Genomic DNA, 18,181 nt, shown 5'->3' with positions numbered 1-18,181 from the left:
TGCTCCTATCGTCCAGGATTGCTCGGCCCCCCTTGCATGAACCGCGCCGCGGCGCGCGTTGGCGGGACTATGGCGCATAACGGCGGCCGATTTGCCTGCGGAAAGCCACAGTCACCCGCACTCAAGCGCGCCGCTAGGAACAACGTCGGGAAGCGGTGAACCTGCGCCGCCGCCGTGGAGCGAATCGAGAGAACATTCATGCCCGAGACTGAAGCGAGCGCCCCGCCGGCCCAGCCGCTGTTCTACAGGTCGTTGCGACCGCTTGATGCCAGCCTTCATTCCGCCCTGCGGCTCAAGGAATATGACTTTTCCTTCGCCGCTGAATCGCCTTCGATTCCGATCGTCGTGAGCGAGTTCGCGGAGGCCTCGCGCTATTTTCCCGTCGTTTTCGCCGTGAGCGATGCGACGCCGCTCGCAGTTCTCGGGATCGATCGCCGCAATGTCTTCCTGGAGAACGGTCGCTGGGCACATGGCGTCTACGTTCCCGCTTATGCGCGTCGTTATCCGTTCGGTTTCCTGCGGATCGACGACAGCGCCCGTTTCATTCTCGGTATCGACTTCGAGTGCGAGGGTCTGGGGAAAACAGAAGGTGAGCCGCTGTTCGAGAATGGCATGCCCGCAGCGATCACCCAGCGAGCACTCGGCTTTTGCGAAGCCTTTCGCAACGAAGCTGAAACGACGCACGCGTTCGTCCGGGCGCTCGAAGGCCGCGACCTGCTGGTTGAACGGCGTGCAGACGTCATCCTGGCCAATGGCCGCAATCTCGGCCTCGACGGATTCAAGGTGGTCGATCCCGAGCGTTTCTCGACGCTTGACGCGCCGACACTGGCTGAGTGGCATGCCCGCGGCTGGCTCGCGCTAGTGACTTTGCATCTCACCTCGCTCGACAGGTTCCGCGAACTTTTGTCCCGCCTCTCGGCAACATCCGACGAGACGCCCTCGCAGCCCGGCGGCGGCGACTTTCAATCCCAGGCAAAAGAGCCTCAATCCCAAGAAAAGGACTCATGATGTCACGAATCCCATCGATGCTGGCGGCCTTCGCCGTCGTAATCATCCCCGTGCCCTCGGCGGCGCAATCGGCCGACGCGCAGAAAGGACTGGGCGGACCGCCGATTCCGGGCGTGTGTTTACTCTCGCGCGAGGCGCTATTCGCGAACGCCGCTGTCGCCAAGGCCGCGACCGCGCGTCTGAGCGAGTTGACCCGCGCGGCGCAGGCAGAAATTGATCAGCAGCGGGCGCCGCTGGAATCCGAGGCGAAAGCTCTGCAAGACCAACCGGCCAACGAAGAGACCAAACGGCGGCGCGAGGCGCTCGCAACGCGCTGGGCCGCCCTCCAGCGTCAAGCCGCACATAACAGCCGCGAAATCGATGCGACGCGCACGAAGGTGATGGAGCGGGTTACGACCGCAACGGAACCGGTGATTTCGCAGGCCTGCACCAGCAGGAAATGTGGCTTGCTGCTGGATCGCAGTGCGACGCTTGGCGGCAATTTCACGAACGATCTGACCGCAGAAGTCGCGATGGGCCTTGACGCGAAGATCCAGAGCATCTCCTTCGAGCGCGAGCGACTGCCGGAGCGGCAACCATAACGCAAGCGCTTGGCGGGCATCCAGTTGTCGTCTGTTCGCACCGCACTAGGTGCCCCGCCATCCGCGAAGGAGTCGGGCGGGTGCTTCCTAGCCCGGCGACCGGCCATCGAGCGAGACTTGCGCATTTGCTCTGCAACCTGAAAACTGGACCGCTTGGAAGTTGAGTTTTCTGCCATAGATTTTCCTGGCTGGGCGAGGAGTCATGGCACGAAAGCGTCGAAGTTCACGGACCGCGCAGAAGGCGTTCGTCGTCCAGCAGAGCGAGGAAGGCACGCCGGTAGCGGAGACATGACTCGATGCGTCAGCAGCAGGGCGCGAGTTCGGCAACCAGCGGGGCGCACAGTTCCTCCCGCCCGGCACAGCAATCCTGGGCGAGGAAGAGCATCAGGTCACGCAGCGCGTCAATGTTGGCGCGATAGACGATCGAGCGGCTGCGCCGCTCAGACCGAACGATGCCGGCATGCTGGAGGACGGTGAAGTGCTGCGACATGGTGTTCTGCGGCACCCCGAGATGCCGCGCGATCTCACCGGCAGCAAGACCGTCGGGTTCATGGCGCACGAGCAGCCGAAAGGTGTCGAGCCGGGTCCGCTGAGCCAAGGCGCTCAGCGCCATTATAGCTGTGTTGTCCTCCATATATCGTGAGTAGACGAAATGAGAACGCGCCGCAACAGAACCAATCGCCGTGCTCATCCCAGCAGTGCTATTCCACCCGGCAGATGGATCGCACGCTTGCCCAAGACCAGCTCAAGCTGATTGACGATAGTGCCTATCTGGTCAGTGAAGAACAGTCCGGTCAGGCGTCGATCGCCGAGAGCGTCGTCGGCCAGTATGATCCGGCCGTCATAGTGGCGGTTCACCGCCTCGATCACTTCGGCCAAGGGCGTGTCGCGGAAGATCAGCATGCCCTCGCGCCAGGCGGTCGCAAGCTCGAGATCAGCTATGAGGATTCGGCTGCCGTTGGGTGTCGAGATCAATTGCCGACCGGCCCTCAGCAACTCCACACCACGCCGTACCGAGCCGGTGACGCACGTAATACAAGTTTCTCGCGTGCTGGTGCGGACATCGAGGCTGCCGGCATCGACAATGACCTTCTCTGGCCCCGCCGAAATTGTAATTGGCGCCAATGGCCGTCCCGCCACGCTGACGAACGCTTGGCCAGCAATGAGGGTCATGGCACGCCCCTCGTCTGCAAAGGACAAGGCCGAGCGTCCATTCAGTTCGACGGCGAGCCCTGGTGCCGGCGCCAGCCGCGCACGTTGGCCGGCCTGGGTACGATGTTCGGCCGTCACCTCGGCGAGCGAGGGCCAGAGGCCGAGTGGTGGGTGAACGCCGAACCACGTGGCAAGGGACGCTGCGATACCACCCGACAGGATCATGCGTCTGTTGAGCAGGGCTGGCCTGGATCGCGCAACCGCGGGCGCTTCGTCGGGCGGGAACTCTGTCTGCCGGATGAGACGGCGGAGGCGGACCGCCTGGCGGAACGCAGCCTCATGTGCCGGATTCGCCGCGCGCCATTGCCGCAGAGCCTCAGCGTCCACTTCGGTGGCCGTGCCTGACATCAGATGCATGAGCCTGTTCAACGCCTCCAGCACCACGGCGGACAGCTCGCGATCGGAGGCAGGTTGAGTCACGGACGGCCTGCACGGTTGCTCGGAGTGCGCATCTGCCAACTCCCTATCCGGAGTTTAGAATCGCTATATCGTGAATAATAGAATTAATGGGCTTGCACAAGCGAGGCGGGTTACGTCCACTTCACGAAGCTCTGCCCTGCCGCGACTTCACACGGCGGAAGACGAAGCTCCCGCGAGCCTGTTCATGTTGCGCTTCCGTTGGATCAACAGCACGGCGCAGGGGCCGCGCCATCTCCCGACGACGCTGCGTCGAACGGAAGGCCGCCACCGCAGCCGGCGAACACGCCAAAATGGGTGGAGAAATCGCCGATGAAGTCGAAATGCCCGACGAAGCGGGTCTCGGCGAGCATCTTCCAGCTATTGCCGCAAATCGGGAACATCCGCCCGCGCTCGATCTGGTGATGCCGATCGAGCGGGAAAATGCGCGGGTGATCGGCAATGGTGCCGCGATAGACGACGGCTTGGCCGTAGTCCTCGCACTCGGGATCGAGGCCGTCGAGCTTGAACAGGCGATAGGTCGCCGAGAAGAAACTGATGCCGTCCAGCATCGCCGCGATAGCATCGTCGCCGATCGTAAGCGGACGGTCGGTGCATAGGCGCGGGTCGATAAAACCGGCCTGCTTCGCGGCAGCGAGGAAGTCGCCCCAATAGAGCGCGCCGGACAAGCATTCGCCGTGCAATACCGGGTCCGCCAGCAGATGCTCGGGAACGCGGCGGTCGGCGTAGATATCGGAGAAATAGAGTTCGCCTCCGGGTTTGAGGAGGCTATGCGCGGCGCGGAACACCGCGGCCTTGTCGGCGACAAGATTGATGACGCAGTTCGACACGATGATGTCGAATGAGCCGTCCGATAGGCCCAGCGCCTCGAGCTGCTCGATGTCGCCTTCGATGAAGCTGACGTTACTTGTCGCATAGCCGAAGCGCTCGCGGTGCCAGTCCAGATGCGCGTTGGCCACCTCCAGTTGTGCTGGCGTGGCGTCGACCCCGACAACTTCCCCGTTCTCGCCGACAAACTGTGCGAGGAGATAGGCGTCCTGCCCCGAGCCCGATCCGAGATCGAGGATGCGCGCGCCCTCAATCGCTTCCGGCGCTACGAGGCCACAGCCATAATAGCGGGCTTTCACATCGGGATGGACATTGGCCAGCGCGGCACGGACGCGCTTTGAGGGCATGTCGGCCGTAGTGCAGGCGTTCGTCTTGAGATCGGCTGACCCGGTTAGGGTTTCGCCATAATATCTCCGGCTATTCTCAATGTTCATGTGGACCATCCTTTGCGAAAAGGTAGTTTTATATGTATATATTGTATAAACTTGTGAACACTCGTGCCGGTCTGAACCCACGCGGCGCGTGTAGTCGGCCTCTCGCGTGGGTGTTGTTCCGCACGTTGAGAAACTGTTTGTACTGAGCAATATTAAAGCGAACTACTACTACTCCGCTCGCGAGTTCGAAATATCGCGATTACGAATCCATAGTTCTATATTAACAGAATCATAGATTCTGCCAACGGGAGTTGGAACTTGTCAGGAATTTTTTGCCAGGATTATACAATTTTGGGTGGGCGATGCTCCCGGCCGACCAGAGGTGCTGATTCCTCTCGACCTGACTCGCCGTTTCCGCCGGCAGTGGCTCGCCTTCCGCCAAGCTGACGTTCCGCCAACCGACGAAAGTAGCTGGGTCCCGGCGCAAGCCGGGGCCCCAGGGAGCTATCGGGCTGAAGGCGCAAAACTAGAGCCGCATCAACAGTTCCACGCGTTCCATGTTAAGAGGTACATCCGAAACGAATCTGGCGTAGAAACAGGTAGTTTCGAGGAAGACCTCCGAGCGCAAGGTGGTCGGGCCGCCGGTCGATCCCACGACGAATCTGTCAGCCATTGCCGTGGGGTCGGCGTAGACATGAAATCCGTACTTCCGTAAAATTATCGAAGCGCTTCCACGGAAGCACATTCACGCCGCCCGTTCAACTAGCCTGAAGCGAGCCTAACTGGCGATCATTGGCGACCATGTCGGTGATGTCGCGCTGACCGAATCCCGGCGACGGCGAAGCGCCGACCGGTTCAAGCGTAAGTCGCAGCATGATCCGGGTGGCCCGGCCATTGATGCTGATCGGCAGTTGCCGGGGAATGTCCCGTCCGCGATCTTGCGGTAGAGGGTGGAGCGGGAAAGACCGGTGCGTTGCAGCACCGTCTTCAGGCGGATGGTCCGACAGTGCTGACGTGCGCCAACATCGTTGCAAACAGCGCAATTTCGTGCGCTTTGGCGCGCAGTCGCTATTCCGGCAACGGCAAGAGCGTGAATGTGCCTGCGTCGCTCACTTCGAGCACATGATTGACCAGCACATCGGATGGTGTGCCGAGCGCGGCCAGATGCGCGATGGCATCCGTCAGTAGCCGAAGCGACAAGTTGCGGCCTACGCTGGGAAGGAGGATCAGGCCGGGGTGAATTTCCTCGCGCGCGACCAGCTTGCGGAAATCCACCGCATTCTCCGTCACGATGATCCGGTTTTCCGAGAGACAGCGCGCCAGGACGACATGATCCGGCTCGCCCAGCCGGCCCATATCAGGCATCACCTCAAGGTTTGTTCGCTGAACAACGATTTGATAGACATAACCGGAACATTGGCTATGACACGAGCTGAGCGCCATCAAGTTGAGCGTCATCTTCGGACCGTAACGCTCCGGATCACATTTGCCTACCAATAGTCGGGATGCTCGCGAATGAAGTTATCGAGCTTCCCGCGCGCGACGCTGCTCCGCAAGAACCGGAAGCGGCCGGCGAGGAAGCCTTTCGGTCCGCCCATCGCGGCTTTGCCCCACGCGTGAGGGTCGCTATGGTCGTAATGCTCGATGATCAGACCGTCCCGGAATCGAAATTGGGAACGGATCGCGTTCCGCACCGGGCGTCCCGCCCTGCCGTGGGCAAGGTCCTTCTCAAAGTCATAGCGATCCACGATGGATGCGCTACCAACTTTGTCGTCCGCCTCGACGGACTCGATTTTCGTCTCGATGCCGTTGTCGTAGATCATGTGCCACATCGCATGAATCAGACGCTTTCCGCGCAAATCGAAGGCGATATCATGGAAATGCGCCTCGGGATGATACAAGGCTGCCATGGTCGGGTGATCGCCCCGGTCGAGCGCGCTATAAAGCTCATTCAACATATTAGCATTGGCGTGCATTGTCGGTTCTCCGGCCGGTGTCGTGCCTTTATCCGAGGCTATCGGTCAGGAATTTGGTGGTCTTGTCGCGGGATTCGGTCAGCGCGGCACCCTTGAAGCCGTGCCCCTGACCTTCGACCAACTCATAGTTGTACCCTGTTCCTTCCGCGCGCCCGGCCGCTTCGAGCTGCTGGACTAGGAACTCGGATTCGCTCGGATCGACGAACTTATCGACTGAGCCATGAAAGATCAGCACCGGAGGAAGTTTCGACCAATGGGCATCGAGCAGATGCGTCGGTCCAAAAAAGTCGACGACGCTTTGCACTGCCACGCCGCCGGGTGGGTCCATGGCGACGCGGAGCGCAAGATAGCCTCCCAGCGAGAAGCCAAGGATACCCACATGGCCAACATCGAAGCGCGGATCGCCGGCGATCCATGTCAGCGCATCGGCGCAAGCCTGTGCCCAGACAAGATGATTGACCGGGATCAGCTTAAGAACGCCATCACCGGGCTCAGTCCCGGTGGATTTGAGGTACTGAGGCATGATTGCGGCCACGCCAGCCGCGGCAAGCGCCTCTGCAAATGACACAATGTCGGGCTTATATTCAGGCAGGAGGCCGAAGCTGCCGTGCAGGACGAGAACGGCCGGCGACGGCCCAGGCGATGGCGGCAAGAATATCTCCAGAGGGATGTCTTCGGTATTGCTGCTATATTGGTCAAGAACGGGGCTCATCGAAGTCCTCCCAAAGCGAAATGAAGCAAGTATGTTGGCGACTAGCTGGCGCTCGATCCGTCCGATCACTCATCGGGCGACAAGGCCAGGGATGCGACCAGCGCCACCAAGTCGGCCTGTCGACGGACACCGGTCTTGTCGAAGATATGTTGCAGATGCGTCTTCACCGTCGCCATGCTCACGCCCAACGCACGCGCCGCGCTGCCGACGCTTGACCCCTGTGTGATGCTCTCCAGCACCCTGGTCTCGGCGTCGGTCAGCTCGAACATCGTCGCAAGCGCCGGCCGGCGGACATTCAGCGTCGATGAAACCGGATTGATGAACAGCGCCGCGGAGGCGGCAGACTGGACTTCCGCGCGGCGCGACCCCTTCGTAATAGGCAGGATGTGCACCATGTAATTTTGTCCCCGCTCGTCGCGGATTGGCACGTCCACACCGCAGGATCGGGCGCCGCGCCCAGGTCTTCCCCGTCCGATGGCGGCATCCAGAGCCATCGAGGCCGCCCTGGCGGTAAACTCAAGGCAGTTGCGACGCGAAGAGATCACATCGCCGGATTGCAGCATCATCTGGGCTGCCCGGTTGGCATGCAATATCGTCTTCACCGTGTCGACAAGCACGACCCCGACGGTGAGGCGGTCGAGCACTGCTCGCAGCGATGAGGTCGTCAGGCGCTCGGTCTCCAGAATTCGGCTGATCGCGATCACCCGCTGCAAGTGCGGAAGCAGCAGGCGTCCAAGGGAAATCTCCTGCTCGCTGATTTCCCCCTGCTCATGATGCCGTGCCAGGATGATCGAGCCGATCGCGTCGGGTCCTCGCAGCACGCCGAGCGCCATGACGTCGTGAATGCCCTGCGGCTCAGCCCATTCGCAGAAATAACGGTTTGCGTGGAGGTTCCAGCCGGGATTGACTCGTGAGAGCACGGCCGGCTCGGTCAGGGGCAGCATGTCCACGCGCGCTCGCCCGCCCCAACGATCGATGAAGTCGGCGCTATAGTCGGGAATTCGCGCGAGCCACTCGGCCGCCAGTCCGCTGCTTGCCTGCAGCAGGGGAATGCCGGCAGGAAGCGCCTGAAGTGCAAGTGTCGCATATTGGAAACCAAGCTGCCTGCGCATGGCCGCGAGGGCTTCGGGCCAGCATTCCGGGTCGAGCGCACAGTCATAGATCATCCCGATCAGATTGGAGATGTCGGTGACTGATCGCTCTCGCATAGCCGGCCCCCCGCATTGAATTGCTCAATCCACGGCGACCCTCTGGGCGCTCTTCTCCTCGCTAGACCCGTTCTTCGACTCGATCAGAATGCTACATCATCCGATCATTCGCGTCATCCGAACGGTTGATGCATAACAAATGCTATGCAGCTATTCCTGACAATAAGTTGATTAAGCAAAAGCGGCTGGCCGACATATCGACAAGCATGGGCTGTGGGCTTCAAATGGAAGCAAGCATCGATTGCATAGTGTTCCAAGCGTCGGACGCACGGCGGGCCATGGCAGGCCGCTAACGCCGGCCATGCACAGGAGGTCTCAATGGCCGCTTCTTCGCTTGCCCCACCGACCCATCTCGCAATTTTCGTAACCGACCCCGAGAACGGAAATCCGGTCCAGCGACTTCCGCTCTATGCCGAGATCGCGGTGCCGCGCATCGTGCCGCCGCGCCCGCCCGCCGACGCGCGGCTGGGAGAGCCGATTAACGCGGCGTTGAACGCCGTTGATCCGACCACGACAAGCGCGGTCCGTGCGCGGGTCGAGGCTGCAGCGCTTGCCGCATTGGGACAGGCGTTGAGCGACGACAGCCTGGAATCCCTGCTCGACCTCGAAAAGACGCGGGCGCTGTTCGAGCGTGTCTTCAAGGACGTGCTGCGCGACGCCGATGCCACACGCATGGCGGACATTTCGTCGGGGAGGCTGTCCGCGCAGATGCTGGCGGCCGTGCGCGAGCTTGCACCGGGGTTCGGTCTTGAGCTTGTCGACCCGCAAGAAGAGACGGGCGCGATCTGGGCTGAGCCGCTCGGCGTACTCACCACCGACCATGTCGGATATGCCTCATTCGACCTCACCCGGCTGCGACCAGAGGTTAAACTGCTGCTCGCCGAGACGATCGCGGCGCGGCAGAACGATCCCGATGCGGTGCTGAAGCTGGCCATCTGGATCTATCCATACGGCCATCCGGGCCGGCACGAAGTGCTGGCCCAGGCGCGTTTCGCGTTCGACGCGATCGTCGCGCGGATGGAGATGGTGTGGCACACGCTGCCGCCGGCGCTGATCAACATGGGGCCCCGCGCCCTCCAGAATCCGGGCTTGACCGATTGGCGGCTGTCGCCCGCATCGTTCGCGGCGAGCCCCAAGTCACTCGTCGGCGAGGACGGGTGCGAGGAACTGTTCCCCGCCAGTCTCGCGCTCCAGCAGTTCGTGCTGCGCCAGGTAGTGCGGTTGGCTGACGCGCCGCCCGAATTCAAACTGCCGGCCGGGTCGGGCTATAAGGCCGCCTATGTCGACGACTACAAGGTGTCTTGGTATTCGCTCGGCCATTCACTGGGGGAGATACTCTACAGTCTGCCGCTGGCGCCGGGCGAGACGGTCAGACTGGCGGTGATCGATTGGTCGTGGGACAGCCTGACCGATCGCAACGAGACGACTAAGCTCACCGAGGACATCCTCCACCAGACCCACCGCGACCGGACGATCTCGGAGACGGTAAAGGCCGGGCTGAAGGAACTGCAGAAGGGCTCCTCCCTCATGGGGGGGATGGCGAGCGCGGCGGGCGCTACCGGCGGTGCGTCGCTCGGCATGATCGGGCTCGGCGCTGCGGTCGGAAACACATGGAGTCTGGGCGGATCGACTGCGACCAGCTCCGGGAGTCGCGACCTCGCAGCCGAGAACGTCCAGCGCGTGAACGACAGCTTCGCCCAGGCTAGCTCCGCCCAGCGCGAACTGAGCTCGACCGTGGTTATCCAGGCCCGGCAGGAGGAGAAGCAGAGCGTCCAGAGCCGCACCTTCTCCAACTACAATCACAGCCACACGCTGACAGTGCTCTATTACGAGGTGTTGCGGCACTATCGCGTCACGGTCGAATGGGTCCGGCGACGGCCGGCAGTGCTGGCCAAGCTCCCCGAGCGGGTGGCGGCATTGAACGAGGCGGTTTTGATCAACCATCGTCACCTGCTCGAGCCGGCCTTGCTCGAGCCGGCTTTGAAGGCGGGCTTCGACGCGATCGAGAAACGCGACGCAATCTCCAATCACCAAATCGTGCAAGGTATCGGCCCAACCGTCGACCCGGTCGATCCGTGGTGGGAGGGAACTGTCGAGCTGGAACTGTTCGAGATCGGCATCTGGACGAACGATGATACAATTAACAATATCACGATCTACGTGATCACCGCCGAGGAACATGCACGCAGCAAGAAGCACGAACTCCACTACGTCTACAAGGGAGAGAGCGATGCTTATGCGGCGCACAACGTCAATAGCGGCCAGCGGATGGAGACCGACCAAGAGCAGTTCACATTCTTGAAGCTAACCGGCCAAGCAGTCGGCGGACCCTCGGTGCGTATCCCCTGGTCGCAGGTGATCGGCTTCCAGTTCGAGAAGTGGGGCAACACCGAGTGGCGAATCGACGCGCTGTCGATCAAGGCGTGGGACCGCTACGGCTACCTGGTCGAACTCACCCCGGGGAGGGTCGACGTCAACCTATTCATCCTCGGCCGCCAACCGGGCTCCCAGGCTTTTTCAGGCATTAAGCGTCCAGGACCACCGGCTCCCGCGATTGGCCCAGCCTTATCTCCTGACAAGAGCCTGACCATCGAAGAATCCTATCAGATCAAGAAGCTCAAGGATCACATCGCCGCTCACGTCGATCACTACGCAACAGTGATCCAACTCGGCACCGACGTGAATGCGATTGCCCGCCTGTTCGAACTCGTGCCCTGGGCGCCGACGACGATGGACGACCACGTCGAGCCGACCCCTCTGGAAGTGTTCGGCAGTTACGTAGCCTATCCGCTGGTTAAGCCGATATCGGGAGTGGACGACACGCTGGTGGTCGACATCGCCTCCGCGCTAAACGGCAGCGACCCGGCCCAGCGACAGCGGGCGGTCGATCAACTGGCCGCGATGAGCGATGCGGACCGCGCTTCGGTTCTGGAGCGTCTGCCACTCGCTTCCGCCAAGTCGGAGCGGCTCATCACACTGCCGACTCGCGGTGTCTTTGCCGAGGGCAAGCTCGGCCACTGCAACGTCTCCGAGGAGATCGACAACACCCGCTTCTGGAAGTGGGACGAGCATCCAATCCCAATCCAGGCGCCGGAAATCGGGACGATAACGCCGGTCACCCCGACGCCGCAGGACATTGCGGCCACGCCAACCGCCTTCCCGCAGTCGCTCGTCAACATCGTCAACCCGACCCCCGCTCCCGATCCGTCCGGCCTCGGCGCGGCACTCGGTGTGCTCGCCACCGCCAATATCTTCCGCGACATGTCAGGCCAGGCACAAGTCGCCGACCTGCTCGAGACCTTGTCAAACAACAGCGTGAAAATTGCCGAGGTCGCGCTCGAGGCCCAGAAGGCGGCAACCAGCGGCGGCGCATCTCACGGCTCCGGTCCCGGCGATGACACGCCGCCGGACGAGGGCGGAGATACGACGCCGACACCGGCCACCCAGCCGCCAAAAACCACGCCGCCTCCGGCACAAGACGAACGGACCCCCGAGAAGAAGGAGAGTGACAAGATTGACAACGGCATCAAGAAACTCGAGGCGGCCAAGGAAAATTTTCCGCCCAAGGATCAAGCCAAAGTCCGCCAGCAGGTAATCGAGCAGGACTGGGCCAAGCCAAAACGAAAGTCGAAGGAACACATCAAGTTCAATATCGACCTGAAGGGCTACGGCAACAATCTGCTGGTCGGTCGTTTCGGGGTCGATGTCAAGCAGCGTGGTACGGCGGTAGGCTGGCTAATGGCTACCGACTATTCGCGGGAAGGTCAGCTCGAGATTGGCGTGAGCAACGAATTCGACGATCCACGCTATCAGGTCGAGATACATGGCGAAGTGCTGGGGGGCGTGGGCATTAACGCTCTACTCCGCGGTCGCGATATTGTGCAGATCCCTCGAGAGGACTTCGACCAGTACGATTACTTCTATCTGGAGGCCACGGCCGAAGTGGGAGAGTTCGAGTTCGAGACAACAAAGAGCGACGAGATTGCGCACGAGGTCGCCAAGAAGATCGGCGGCGGTGTCGACGCAGAATTCGCGGCCAAGGCCACCATTACCGCAAAAACCGAAGGCGGTGTCGAGTGGAAGGATGGCACGACGCACACGAGTGCCACTGCAGTCAAGCTCAAGATCGCTTATTATAAGGGCGGATTTAAGATAGCTTATGTTAAAAAGTCATGAGAGCAACGTCAGGTTGACGGAAGATTTGGATTCACTCCCACAATGCGTTCATGAGCTGTCGAATCGGTGGGAAGCATGGCCCGATGGTGCAGAAGCGATGATAGAGATACGATTTCGTATCAAGGATCACATTGACAATCCGCCCCGGTATCAGCTTGCGCCGCGATCAGCGCCCGAAAGTCCGAGATGAGCTTTGATCTGTCTTGAGCTGCGGCCCGAGAAAAGGTCCGCTTTCTTGGTGTTTCTGCCCGAGGACAGACCAAGCGCGTACAGTTCCATACGTTTTATTCGCCACTCTGTTCATGTTTTGCTGATCTGCGTCACGATGAAGTATAGTCTAACCGGACGTCAGGATGTCCACGTCGAATGTGTCAGATAAGAACTTCAAAGCTCATTTCTTGACACACGCCTGCTAAGCTCATAGATTCCAACCTGACAGATTGGGCCGGGAGCAGGCGATGAACGGGCAAAGGATCGGATATGTCCGGGTCAGCGCATTCGATCAGAATGTCGATCGCCAGCTGGACGGCGTGGTGCTCGACAAGACCTTTACCGACAAGGCATCGGGCAAGGACGTCAACAGACCCCAGCTTGAAGCCATGCTCTCGTTCATCCGGGAGGGGGACACGGTGGTCGTGCACAGCATGGACCGCCTCGCGCGCAACCTCGATGATCTACGCAAGTTGGTCCGGTCCCTCACCCGGCGGGGCATCCGGATCGAATTCGTCAAAGAGAGCCTGGCTTTCACCGGCGAGGATTCCCCGATGGCCAATCTCATGCTCTCAGTGATGGGCGCGTTTGCCGAATTCGAGCGCGCATTGATCCGGGAGCGCCAGTGCGAAGGCATCGCCTTAGCCAAGCAGCGGGGCGCCTATCGGGGAAGAAAGAAATCGCTGTCCGACGGTATGGTGGCCGAGCTGTTGCAAAGGGTTGCAGGTGGCGAGCAAAAGGCCGCGATCGCCCGCGATCTTGGGATCAGCCGAGAAACCCTATATCAATACCTGCGATCCGCCGCATGATTGCACCGTTCTGTTTTTGTCCGTCAAATCGTTGTCTGGCGCACAAACCTTGAGGTGACGCCTATCACGGGGATGCGTAGCATCATGCTCGCCCGTCATGTTGAGATGACGGGCGAGTTGCGGCGACAGGCATTCGTCGATGAACAGTCTCAAGCGGCTTTCGCCCACGGACGCCCGCCGGGCCTACCGACAAGTGGATGGGTGCGCGCATAGAGCGCGGCCGTCTCGATCGCCTCCCGCGTCAGGTTCGGATAATCCTCCACGATGTCGTCGATACTGTCACCGCCATCGAGGCGGCCCAGCACCGAATAGACAGTGATCCGCGTGCCGCGCAGAACCGGCGTTCCACCCATGATGTCGGGATTGATCACGATATGATCCTCCCGCGCGCGGCCGTAGCGCGCGGCGCGTGTCGCAAGATCGGACCCGACGAGCGCGGACAGATCGACTGTGACGGCGGGCGCGATCTCCAGCGGTTCGGCGGTCATGCGTTCGGGTTGACGGGCGCTGAGCGCACCCGCGAGGTTGCGCTTGGCGGCAAGCGAGAGCGTTAAAGGCAACCTCGCCACGATCGCGGCATAGGGCACGGCGTGGAGCGGCAGCATCCGGCGCCTGCCGCGCGTGCCCAGCCTGCTACCGGCAAGCACCTTTTCCTCGATCGCCTTGTCCACGGCGCGCACCGGCACATTCGCCAGTTCGGCCACTTCCCGTGCTGAAAACTCATTCGGCATGATAACTACTCCCTTGCTAGGGAATATATATGCAACGCGGTCCAGGTTCAAGCCCAACGGACGCCTTCATATTCAGTTCGAGGACGCGTTCTTCGCAATGTCGTTGAGCGGGTTGAGAATCCGCGCGTGGATCTTCGAACGAAGCGACATGGATTGTCCGCCCCGGTCAGCTTGCTGACGGATATGCGGACAGGTTGGCCTTGATCGAGTGATCAAGCATGACCAGTTGCGCGACAAGTGCATCGAGCAAATCGAGCGGCCAGGAATTGGGGCCATCCGACAGGGCCCGATCCGGGTCCGGGTGCGTTTCCAAGAAAAGGCCTGCAATCCCGGCGGCGACGGCTCCGCGGCAGAGCAAAGGAATGTGATGGCGGTCACCGCCCGACCGCGCACCGAGGCCTCCGGGCGATTGCACACTATGGGTCGCGTCGAACACGACGGGCGATCCGGTTTCGGCCATGACCGCGAGGCTGCGCAGGTCGGTGACCAAGGTGTTGTAGCCAAAGCTCACGCCGCGCTCGCACAGCAGGAAGCAATCCGGATCATGGCCGGCTTCCGCCGCGGCGCTGCGCGCCTTTTCAAGCACATGCGCCATATCCCAGGGCGCCATGAACTGCCCTTTCTTGAGATTGACGAAGCGGCCGGAGCGAGCGGCAGCCATGATGAGATCGCTCTGGCGCGCAAGCAGCGCGGGTGTTTGAAGGACGTCAACGACTTCGGCAACCGCCTGAACTTGGCTTGTCTCATGCACGTCGGTCAGCACCGGAAGGCCGGTTTCACGATTGACGCGGCTGAGGATCTCCAACCCTTCATCGATGCCCGGACCACGATCGGACGTGCCTGAAGTCCGGTTCGCCTTGTCGAAGGATCCCTTGAAAATGACCAGCATGTTATGGCGTCGGGCGAGGTGTGCGAGGCAGTCCGCGACGCGAAGCGCCAGTTCCACTGACTCCAGTACGCACGGACCGGCAATCAGGAACATGGGCTTGTCCTGGCCGATCGGCGCACCGCGCAAGATCATGTGCGGATGCCTTTTGCTGCCATCACGCGATGCCGCGCAAGGCGAGCGCATGCTCGACGAACGGGACGTCCCAAGGATTGTTGACCTCCCATAGACCGCCCGCCGGTTCTTCGATTTCGACCATCCTTATGGGGATCCGTTCGTCGAGAAAGCGCAGCTGTTCTAGGCCCTCGGCCTGTTCGAGAGCGGTTGGCGGGACGGCGGCGTAATGCTCCAAGGCGCGACGCCGATAGGCATAGAGGCCGAGATGGAGAAAGATCGGGCATTCTGCGCTGCCTCCACCATAGGGGAGGATTCGCTTCGAGAAGTAAAGCGCGTCGCCCGCTCCGTCGGTGACAACCGTTGTCCCGCCGACATGCCCCGCCGCCTCGTCGGCGTGCAGTCGCGCGATGGTCTTCGGCGAGCAGCGCACCATCGGCGTTGCCACCATCACGGCCGGATCGGCCGCCATCTCGGCGATGAGCTTTGCGACAGCGTGGGGGGGCGTGAGCGGGGCATCGCCCTGGAGGTTGATGATGATCTCCGCATCGAGCGCGACGTCTCTGACCGCGGCCGCGCAGCGCTCGGTGCCATTGAGGCAGATATCCGAGGTTATCGCTGCCAGCGCGCCGGCGGCGCGAGCGGCCTCGGCAATACGCTGATCGTCGGTCGCTACCAGAATCCCGCATCCGTCTCCGACCGTCAGCGCCGCATCGACGGTTCGGGAGATCAACGGCCGTTCAATCCCCGTGGCCCCTTTGATCCGTGCAAGCGGCTTGCCCGGAAAACGCGCAGAGTCGAACCTGGCCGGTATGATGATGGCTGCTTGCATCCTAGCCGATGCCGAGCTGGAGCAAGTCGTGGATGTGGACGAGGCCTACAACGCGGCGCTCCGTCTCGGCATCCATCACGAGAAGCGAGGTGATGCGGGAACGGGAGAGAATTTCAAGCGCGTCGCGCGCGAGCATGCCCTCGAGCAGCACATGGGGATCGCGCGTCATGACTTCGCTGGCGATCGCGGCGCCAAGCGCGCCGACATGGCGGCGAATGTCGCCGTCAGTGATGACGCCTTTGAGCTTCCCGTCTTCATCGACGACGGCCGCGACACCGAAACCTTTGTCGCCGATCGTGGCGATCACTGAGCGCATGGGGTCGCCCGGCCCGACAAATGGCAGTTCATCGCCGCGATGCATGAAACTCTCGACGGTCACTAGATCGAGACCGAGGCGGCCGCCCGGATGCAGGCGCAGCAGATCTTCCGCCGTTGTTCCCTTGAGCTTCATAAGGGTGATCGCGAGGGCGTCTCCAAGCGCGAGCATCATCGACGCGGACGTCGTCGGCGCGCTGCCATGCGGACAGGCTTCAGGCCGGTCCGCCAGGAGAAGACAGATTTCGGCGGCATCCGCCAGCCGCGAGGCTAGTGACGACGTGATCGCGACGATCGGGATGTCGAGCAATCCGGCATGCCGGACGATCGTGCCGAGCTCAAGCGTGCTTCCCGAGTTCGACAGGATGAGGAGCGCGTCATTTTCGCGCAGCATGCCGAGATCGCCATGGACCGCCTCGCCGGCATGGAGGAACAGGGACGGCGTGCCGGTGGCGGCCAGGGTTGAGGCGATTTTCCGCGCGATGTGCCCGGACTTGCCGAGACCGCACACGCAAACGCTGCCTCGGATCTGCTGTAGTGTGGCGATCGCGTGGCTGAAGGAAGGGCCGAGTTCGTTTCCCAGCGCCCAGAGCGCCTCCGCTTCGGCCGCAATGACGGCCCGGCCCATCGCCACAACCCTGTCGGGACCCGCTGAATAGGCGAGGCTCGGAAAAGTCGTGGAGTCGGACATTTATGCTGGTCCTTTGGGCAGGCCTGAATCGTCTCCCTTGCCTATCCGGTCGATGGCCGACTTGTAGCTGTGGCTTTCCGCAGTGAGATAGCTCGAACCATCTTCCAGCATGGGTTCTGCTGTCCTCTCAGGCACGCGGGCATTCCACGCTTGATGGGCCAGGAGCGCTGGGCGGAACGATTGACATGGCCAAGATTCAGCAATCTCATAAAACCCATGTCAGGTTGGACGCGGGGTCTTTCGATGGTTCGGGTCGGGATTATCGTCATGCTGCTGGCAGCAGCAGCGGCAGGAAAAGCGGAAGCGCGCACGGCAGTCGTGATAGGGCAGGTGCCGGTCAGCATGCCGCAGGAGGTGGAGAACGACGCCGGAAACGACGCGCTGGACACATTCCGCGTCCATGATCTTTCGCGGCGGTGGATCGAGCATCGGATGCGGAGCGACTTTCTGGAGCCCACACTTCAACCGCTTGCGCCGGCGCCTTCCGTGGCTGTGGATCCCCCGGCGGTTGTCATTCCTGGATGGATGCGGCCAGCCCCGGAGCTTGCGTCATGGAACGCACCCGCAACCTGTTACGCTGCAGCGTATAGACCATCGGGTTTGCTCGATTTCGAAGGCGAAGCTCGGCGCAGGTCCATCTACGATCAGGTCCACGCGACGGCCTGCCGCCAAGGCATTCCGGTCGAACTGTTCGATGCTCTGATCATTCAAGAGAGTCAGTACGACTCTTCCGCCGTGTCGCCGAAACAGGCCTATGGCTATACGCAGCTGATGCCCGGTACGGCCCAGGGCTTGGGCGTCAATCGCTTCGACCCGCTCGACAATCTTCGCGGTGGTGCGCGCTATCTGCGCTCACAGCTAGATCGGTTCGGCAAAATTGAGTTGGCGCTTTCGGCCTACAATGCCGGTCCTGGCCGGGTCGTGGACCGTGTGCCGGCGATCGCGCAAACCCGCGACTATGTCAGCCGGGTGATGCGCAACTTGCAGGTCTTGGGCGGCGGTCGAACGGCAGCGCTGGTCGCCCCCGGATTCGAGAACGTCTCCTCATCTACCGATCCCGGTCCGCGGGGACGCAGCGCCGTCCTGCTATCGTTCTGACCG

General features: G+C 61.7%; 16 protein-coding genes and 1 pseudogene. 5 read left to right on the top strand and 12 right to left on the bottom strand.

The window, feature by feature from the left end:
- Positions 1-198: 198 nt before the first annotated feature.
- On the top strand, positions 199-1,008 hold the full coding sequence (locus tag KRZ98_RS17320; RefSeq protein WP_217674677.1) for a SapC family protein: 810 nt from the start codon (positions 199-201) through the stop codon (positions 1,006-1,008).
- A 17-nt stretch (positions 1,009-1,025) separates the two neighbouring features.
- Complete coding sequence (locus KRZ98_RS17315; RefSeq protein WP_254798598.1) at positions 1,026-1,589, top strand: OmpH family outer membrane protein; 564 nt, start codon at positions 1,026-1,028, stop codon at positions 1,587-1,589.
- Positions 1,590-1,890: 301 nt separating this feature from the next.
- Here KRZ98_RS17315 and KRZ98_RS17310 read toward each other — a convergent pair whose 3' ends face one another.
- From KRZ98_RS17310 to KRZ98_RS17275, 8 genes and pseudogenes are all read right to left on the bottom strand, one after another.
- Complete coding sequence (locus KRZ98_RS17310; protein WP_217674812.1) at positions 1,891-2,223, bottom strand: helix-turn-helix transcriptional regulator; 333 nt, start codon at positions 2,221-2,223, stop codon at positions 1,891-1,893.
- 53 nt (positions 2,224-2,276) lie between these two features.
- Complete coding sequence (locus tag KRZ98_RS17305; RefSeq protein ID WP_217674676.1) at positions 2,277-3,221, bottom strand: DUF4880 domain-containing protein; 945 nt, start codon at positions 3,219-3,221, stop codon at positions 2,277-2,279.
- Positions 3,222-3,424: 203 nt separating this feature from the next.
- Positions 3,425-4,480 carry a methyltransferase domain-containing protein gene (locus tag KRZ98_RS17300; protein ID WP_217674675.1) on the bottom strand — a complete coding sequence of 352 codons (1,056 nt, stop codon included), beginning with the start codon at positions 4,478-4,480 and terminating at the stop codon, positions 3,425-3,427.
- An 856-nt stretch (positions 4,481-5,336) separates the two neighbouring features.
- Positions 5,337-5,417, bottom strand: a pseudogene (locus KRZ98_RS17295) (helix-turn-helix transcriptional regulator); the annotation flags it as partial.
- A gap of 71 nt (positions 5,418-5,488) precedes the next feature.
- The gene (locus KRZ98_RS17290) at positions 5,489-5,785 is read right to left on the bottom strand and encodes a DUF5615 family PIN-like protein (RefSeq protein ID WP_217674674.1); all 297 of its coding nucleotides are present in this window, start codon (positions 5,783-5,785) and stop codon (positions 5,489-5,491) included.
- 125 nt (positions 5,786-5,910) lie between these two features.
- The gene (locus KRZ98_RS17285; protein WP_217674673.1) at positions 5,911-6,396 is read right to left on the bottom strand and encodes a nuclear transport factor 2 family protein; all 486 of its coding nucleotides are present in this window, start codon (positions 6,394-6,396) and stop codon (positions 5,911-5,913) included.
- Between the two features lie 28 nt (positions 6,397-6,424).
- Complete coding sequence (locus tag KRZ98_RS17280; RefSeq protein WP_217674672.1) at positions 6,425-7,177, bottom strand: dienelactone hydrolase family protein; 753 nt, start codon at positions 7,175-7,177, stop codon at positions 6,425-6,427.
- Positions 7,174-8,316 (bottom strand): helix-turn-helix transcriptional regulator, encoded by a 1,143-nt coding sequence (locus KRZ98_RS17275; RefSeq protein WP_217674671.1) that lies wholly within the window; start codon positions 8,314-8,316, stop codon positions 7,174-7,176. The genes KRZ98_RS17280 and KRZ98_RS17275 overlap by 4 nt, the downstream gene beginning before the upstream one ends.
- Positions 8,317-8,634: 318 nt before the next feature.
- Between KRZ98_RS17275 and KRZ98_RS17270 the strand changes: the two genes are divergently transcribed.
- Positions 8,635-12,492 (top strand): hypothetical protein, encoded by a 3,858-nt coding sequence (locus tag KRZ98_RS17270; protein ID WP_217674670.1) that lies wholly within the window; start codon positions 8,635-8,637, stop codon positions 12,490-12,492.
- Between the two features lie 458 nt (positions 12,493-12,950).
- On the top strand, positions 12,951-13,511 hold the full coding sequence (locus tag KRZ98_RS17265) for a recombinase family protein (RefSeq protein WP_217674669.1): 561 nt from the start codon (positions 12,951-12,953) through the stop codon (positions 13,509-13,511).
- A 149-nt stretch (positions 13,512-13,660) separates the two neighbouring features.
- Here KRZ98_RS17265 and KRZ98_RS17260 read toward each other — a convergent pair whose 3' ends face one another.
- The 4 genes from KRZ98_RS17260 to KRZ98_RS17245 form a co-directional block, all read right to left on the bottom strand.
- Entirely contained in the window at positions 13,661-14,242 is a 582-nt protein-coding gene (locus tag KRZ98_RS17260; RefSeq protein WP_217674668.1) for a DUF433 domain-containing protein, read from the bottom strand.
- Between the two features lie 166 nt (positions 14,243-14,408).
- Positions 14,409-15,263 carry a 3-deoxy-8-phosphooctulonate synthase gene (gene kdsA, locus KRZ98_RS17255; protein ID WP_217674667.1) on the bottom strand — a complete coding sequence of 285 codons (855 nt, stop codon included), beginning with the start codon at positions 15,261-15,263 and terminating at the stop codon, positions 14,409-14,411.
- Positions 15,264-15,285: 22 nt separating this feature from the next.
- Entirely contained in the window at positions 15,286-16,074 is a 789-nt protein-coding gene (locus tag KRZ98_RS17250; protein ID WP_217674666.1) for a 3-deoxy-manno-octulosonate cytidylyltransferase, read from the bottom strand.
- A 1-nt stretch (position 16,075) separates the two neighbouring features.
- A complete protein-coding gene (locus KRZ98_RS17245; protein WP_217674665.1) occupies positions 16,076-17,080 on the bottom strand; it encodes an SIS domain-containing protein in 1,005 nt (334 codons plus the stop codon).
- Positions 17,081-17,347: 267 nt separating this feature from the next.
- On the opposite strand from KRZ98_RS17245, the gene KRZ98_RS17240 reads away from it, so the two are divergent.
- Complete coding sequence (locus KRZ98_RS17240; protein ID WP_254798596.1) at positions 17,348-18,178, top strand: lytic transglycosylase domain-containing protein; 831 nt, start codon at positions 17,348-17,350, stop codon at positions 18,176-18,178.
- Positions 18,179-18,181 lie beyond the last annotated feature (3 nt).

It is taken from the genome of Sphingobium sp. AS12 (genome assembly GCF_019097845.1).
GTDB lineage: Bacteria > Pseudomonadota > Alphaproteobacteria > Sphingomonadales > Sphingomonadaceae > Sphingobium.
This window is presented reverse-complemented; position numbering and strand designations above follow the sequence as displayed.

What these genes read in the sequence shown, in the direction of transcription:
- KRZ98_RS17320 (WP_217674677.1), top strand. Translation starts at nt 199, where the DNA reads ATGCCCGAGACTGAAGCGAGCGCCCCGCCGGCCCAGCCGCTGTTCTAC.
- KRZ98_RS17315 (WP_254798598.1), top strand. Translation starts at nt 1,026, where the DNA reads ATGCTGGCGGCCTTCGCCGTCGTAATCATCCCCGTGCCCTCGGCGGCG.
- KRZ98_RS17310 (WP_217674812.1), bottom strand. Translation starts at nt 2,223, where the DNA reads ATGGAGGACAACACAGCTATAATGGCGCTGAGCGCCTTGGCTCAGCGG.
- KRZ98_RS17300 (WP_217674675.1), bottom strand. Translation starts at nt 4,480, where the DNA reads ATGAACATTGAGAATAGCCGGAGATATTATGGCGAAACCCTAACCGGG.
- KRZ98_RS17290 (WP_217674674.1), bottom strand. Translation starts at nt 5,785, where the DNA reads ATGCCTGATATGGGCCGGCTGGGCGAGCCGGATCATGTCGTCCTGGCG.
- KRZ98_RS17285 (WP_217674673.1), bottom strand. Translation starts at nt 6,396, where the DNA reads ATGCACGCCAATGCTAATATGTTGAATGAGCTTTATAGCGCGCTCGAC.
- KRZ98_RS17275 (WP_217674671.1), bottom strand. Translation starts at nt 8,316, where the DNA reads ATGCGAGAGCGATCAGTCACCGACATCTCCAATCTGATCGGGATGATC.
- KRZ98_RS17270 (WP_217674670.1), top strand. Translation starts at nt 8,635, where the DNA reads ATGGCCGCTTCTTCGCTTGCCCCACCGACCCATCTCGCAATTTTCGTA.
- KRZ98_RS17265 (WP_217674669.1), top strand. Translation starts at nt 12,951, where the DNA reads ATGAACGGGCAAAGGATCGGATATGTCCGGGTCAGCGCATTCGATCAG.
- KRZ98_RS17260 (WP_217674668.1), bottom strand. Translation starts at nt 14,242, where the DNA reads ATGCCGAATGAGTTTTCAGCACGGGAAGTGGCCGAACTGGCGAATGTG.
- kdsA (WP_217674667.1), bottom strand. Translation starts at nt 15,263, where the DNA reads ATGATCTTGCGCGGTGCGCCGATCGGCCAGGACAAGCCCATGTTCCTG.
- KRZ98_RS17250 (WP_217674666.1), bottom strand. Translation starts at nt 16,074, where the DNA reads ATGCAAGCAGCCATCATCATACCGGCCAGGTTCGACTCTGCGCGTTTT.
- KRZ98_RS17245 (WP_217674665.1), bottom strand. Translation starts at nt 17,080, where the DNA reads ATGTCCGACTCCACGACTTTTCCGAGCCTCGCCTATTCAGCGGGTCCC.
- KRZ98_RS17240 (WP_254798596.1), top strand. Translation starts at nt 17,348, where the DNA reads ATGCTGCTGGCAGCAGCAGCGGCAGGAAAAGCGGAAGCGCGCACGGCA.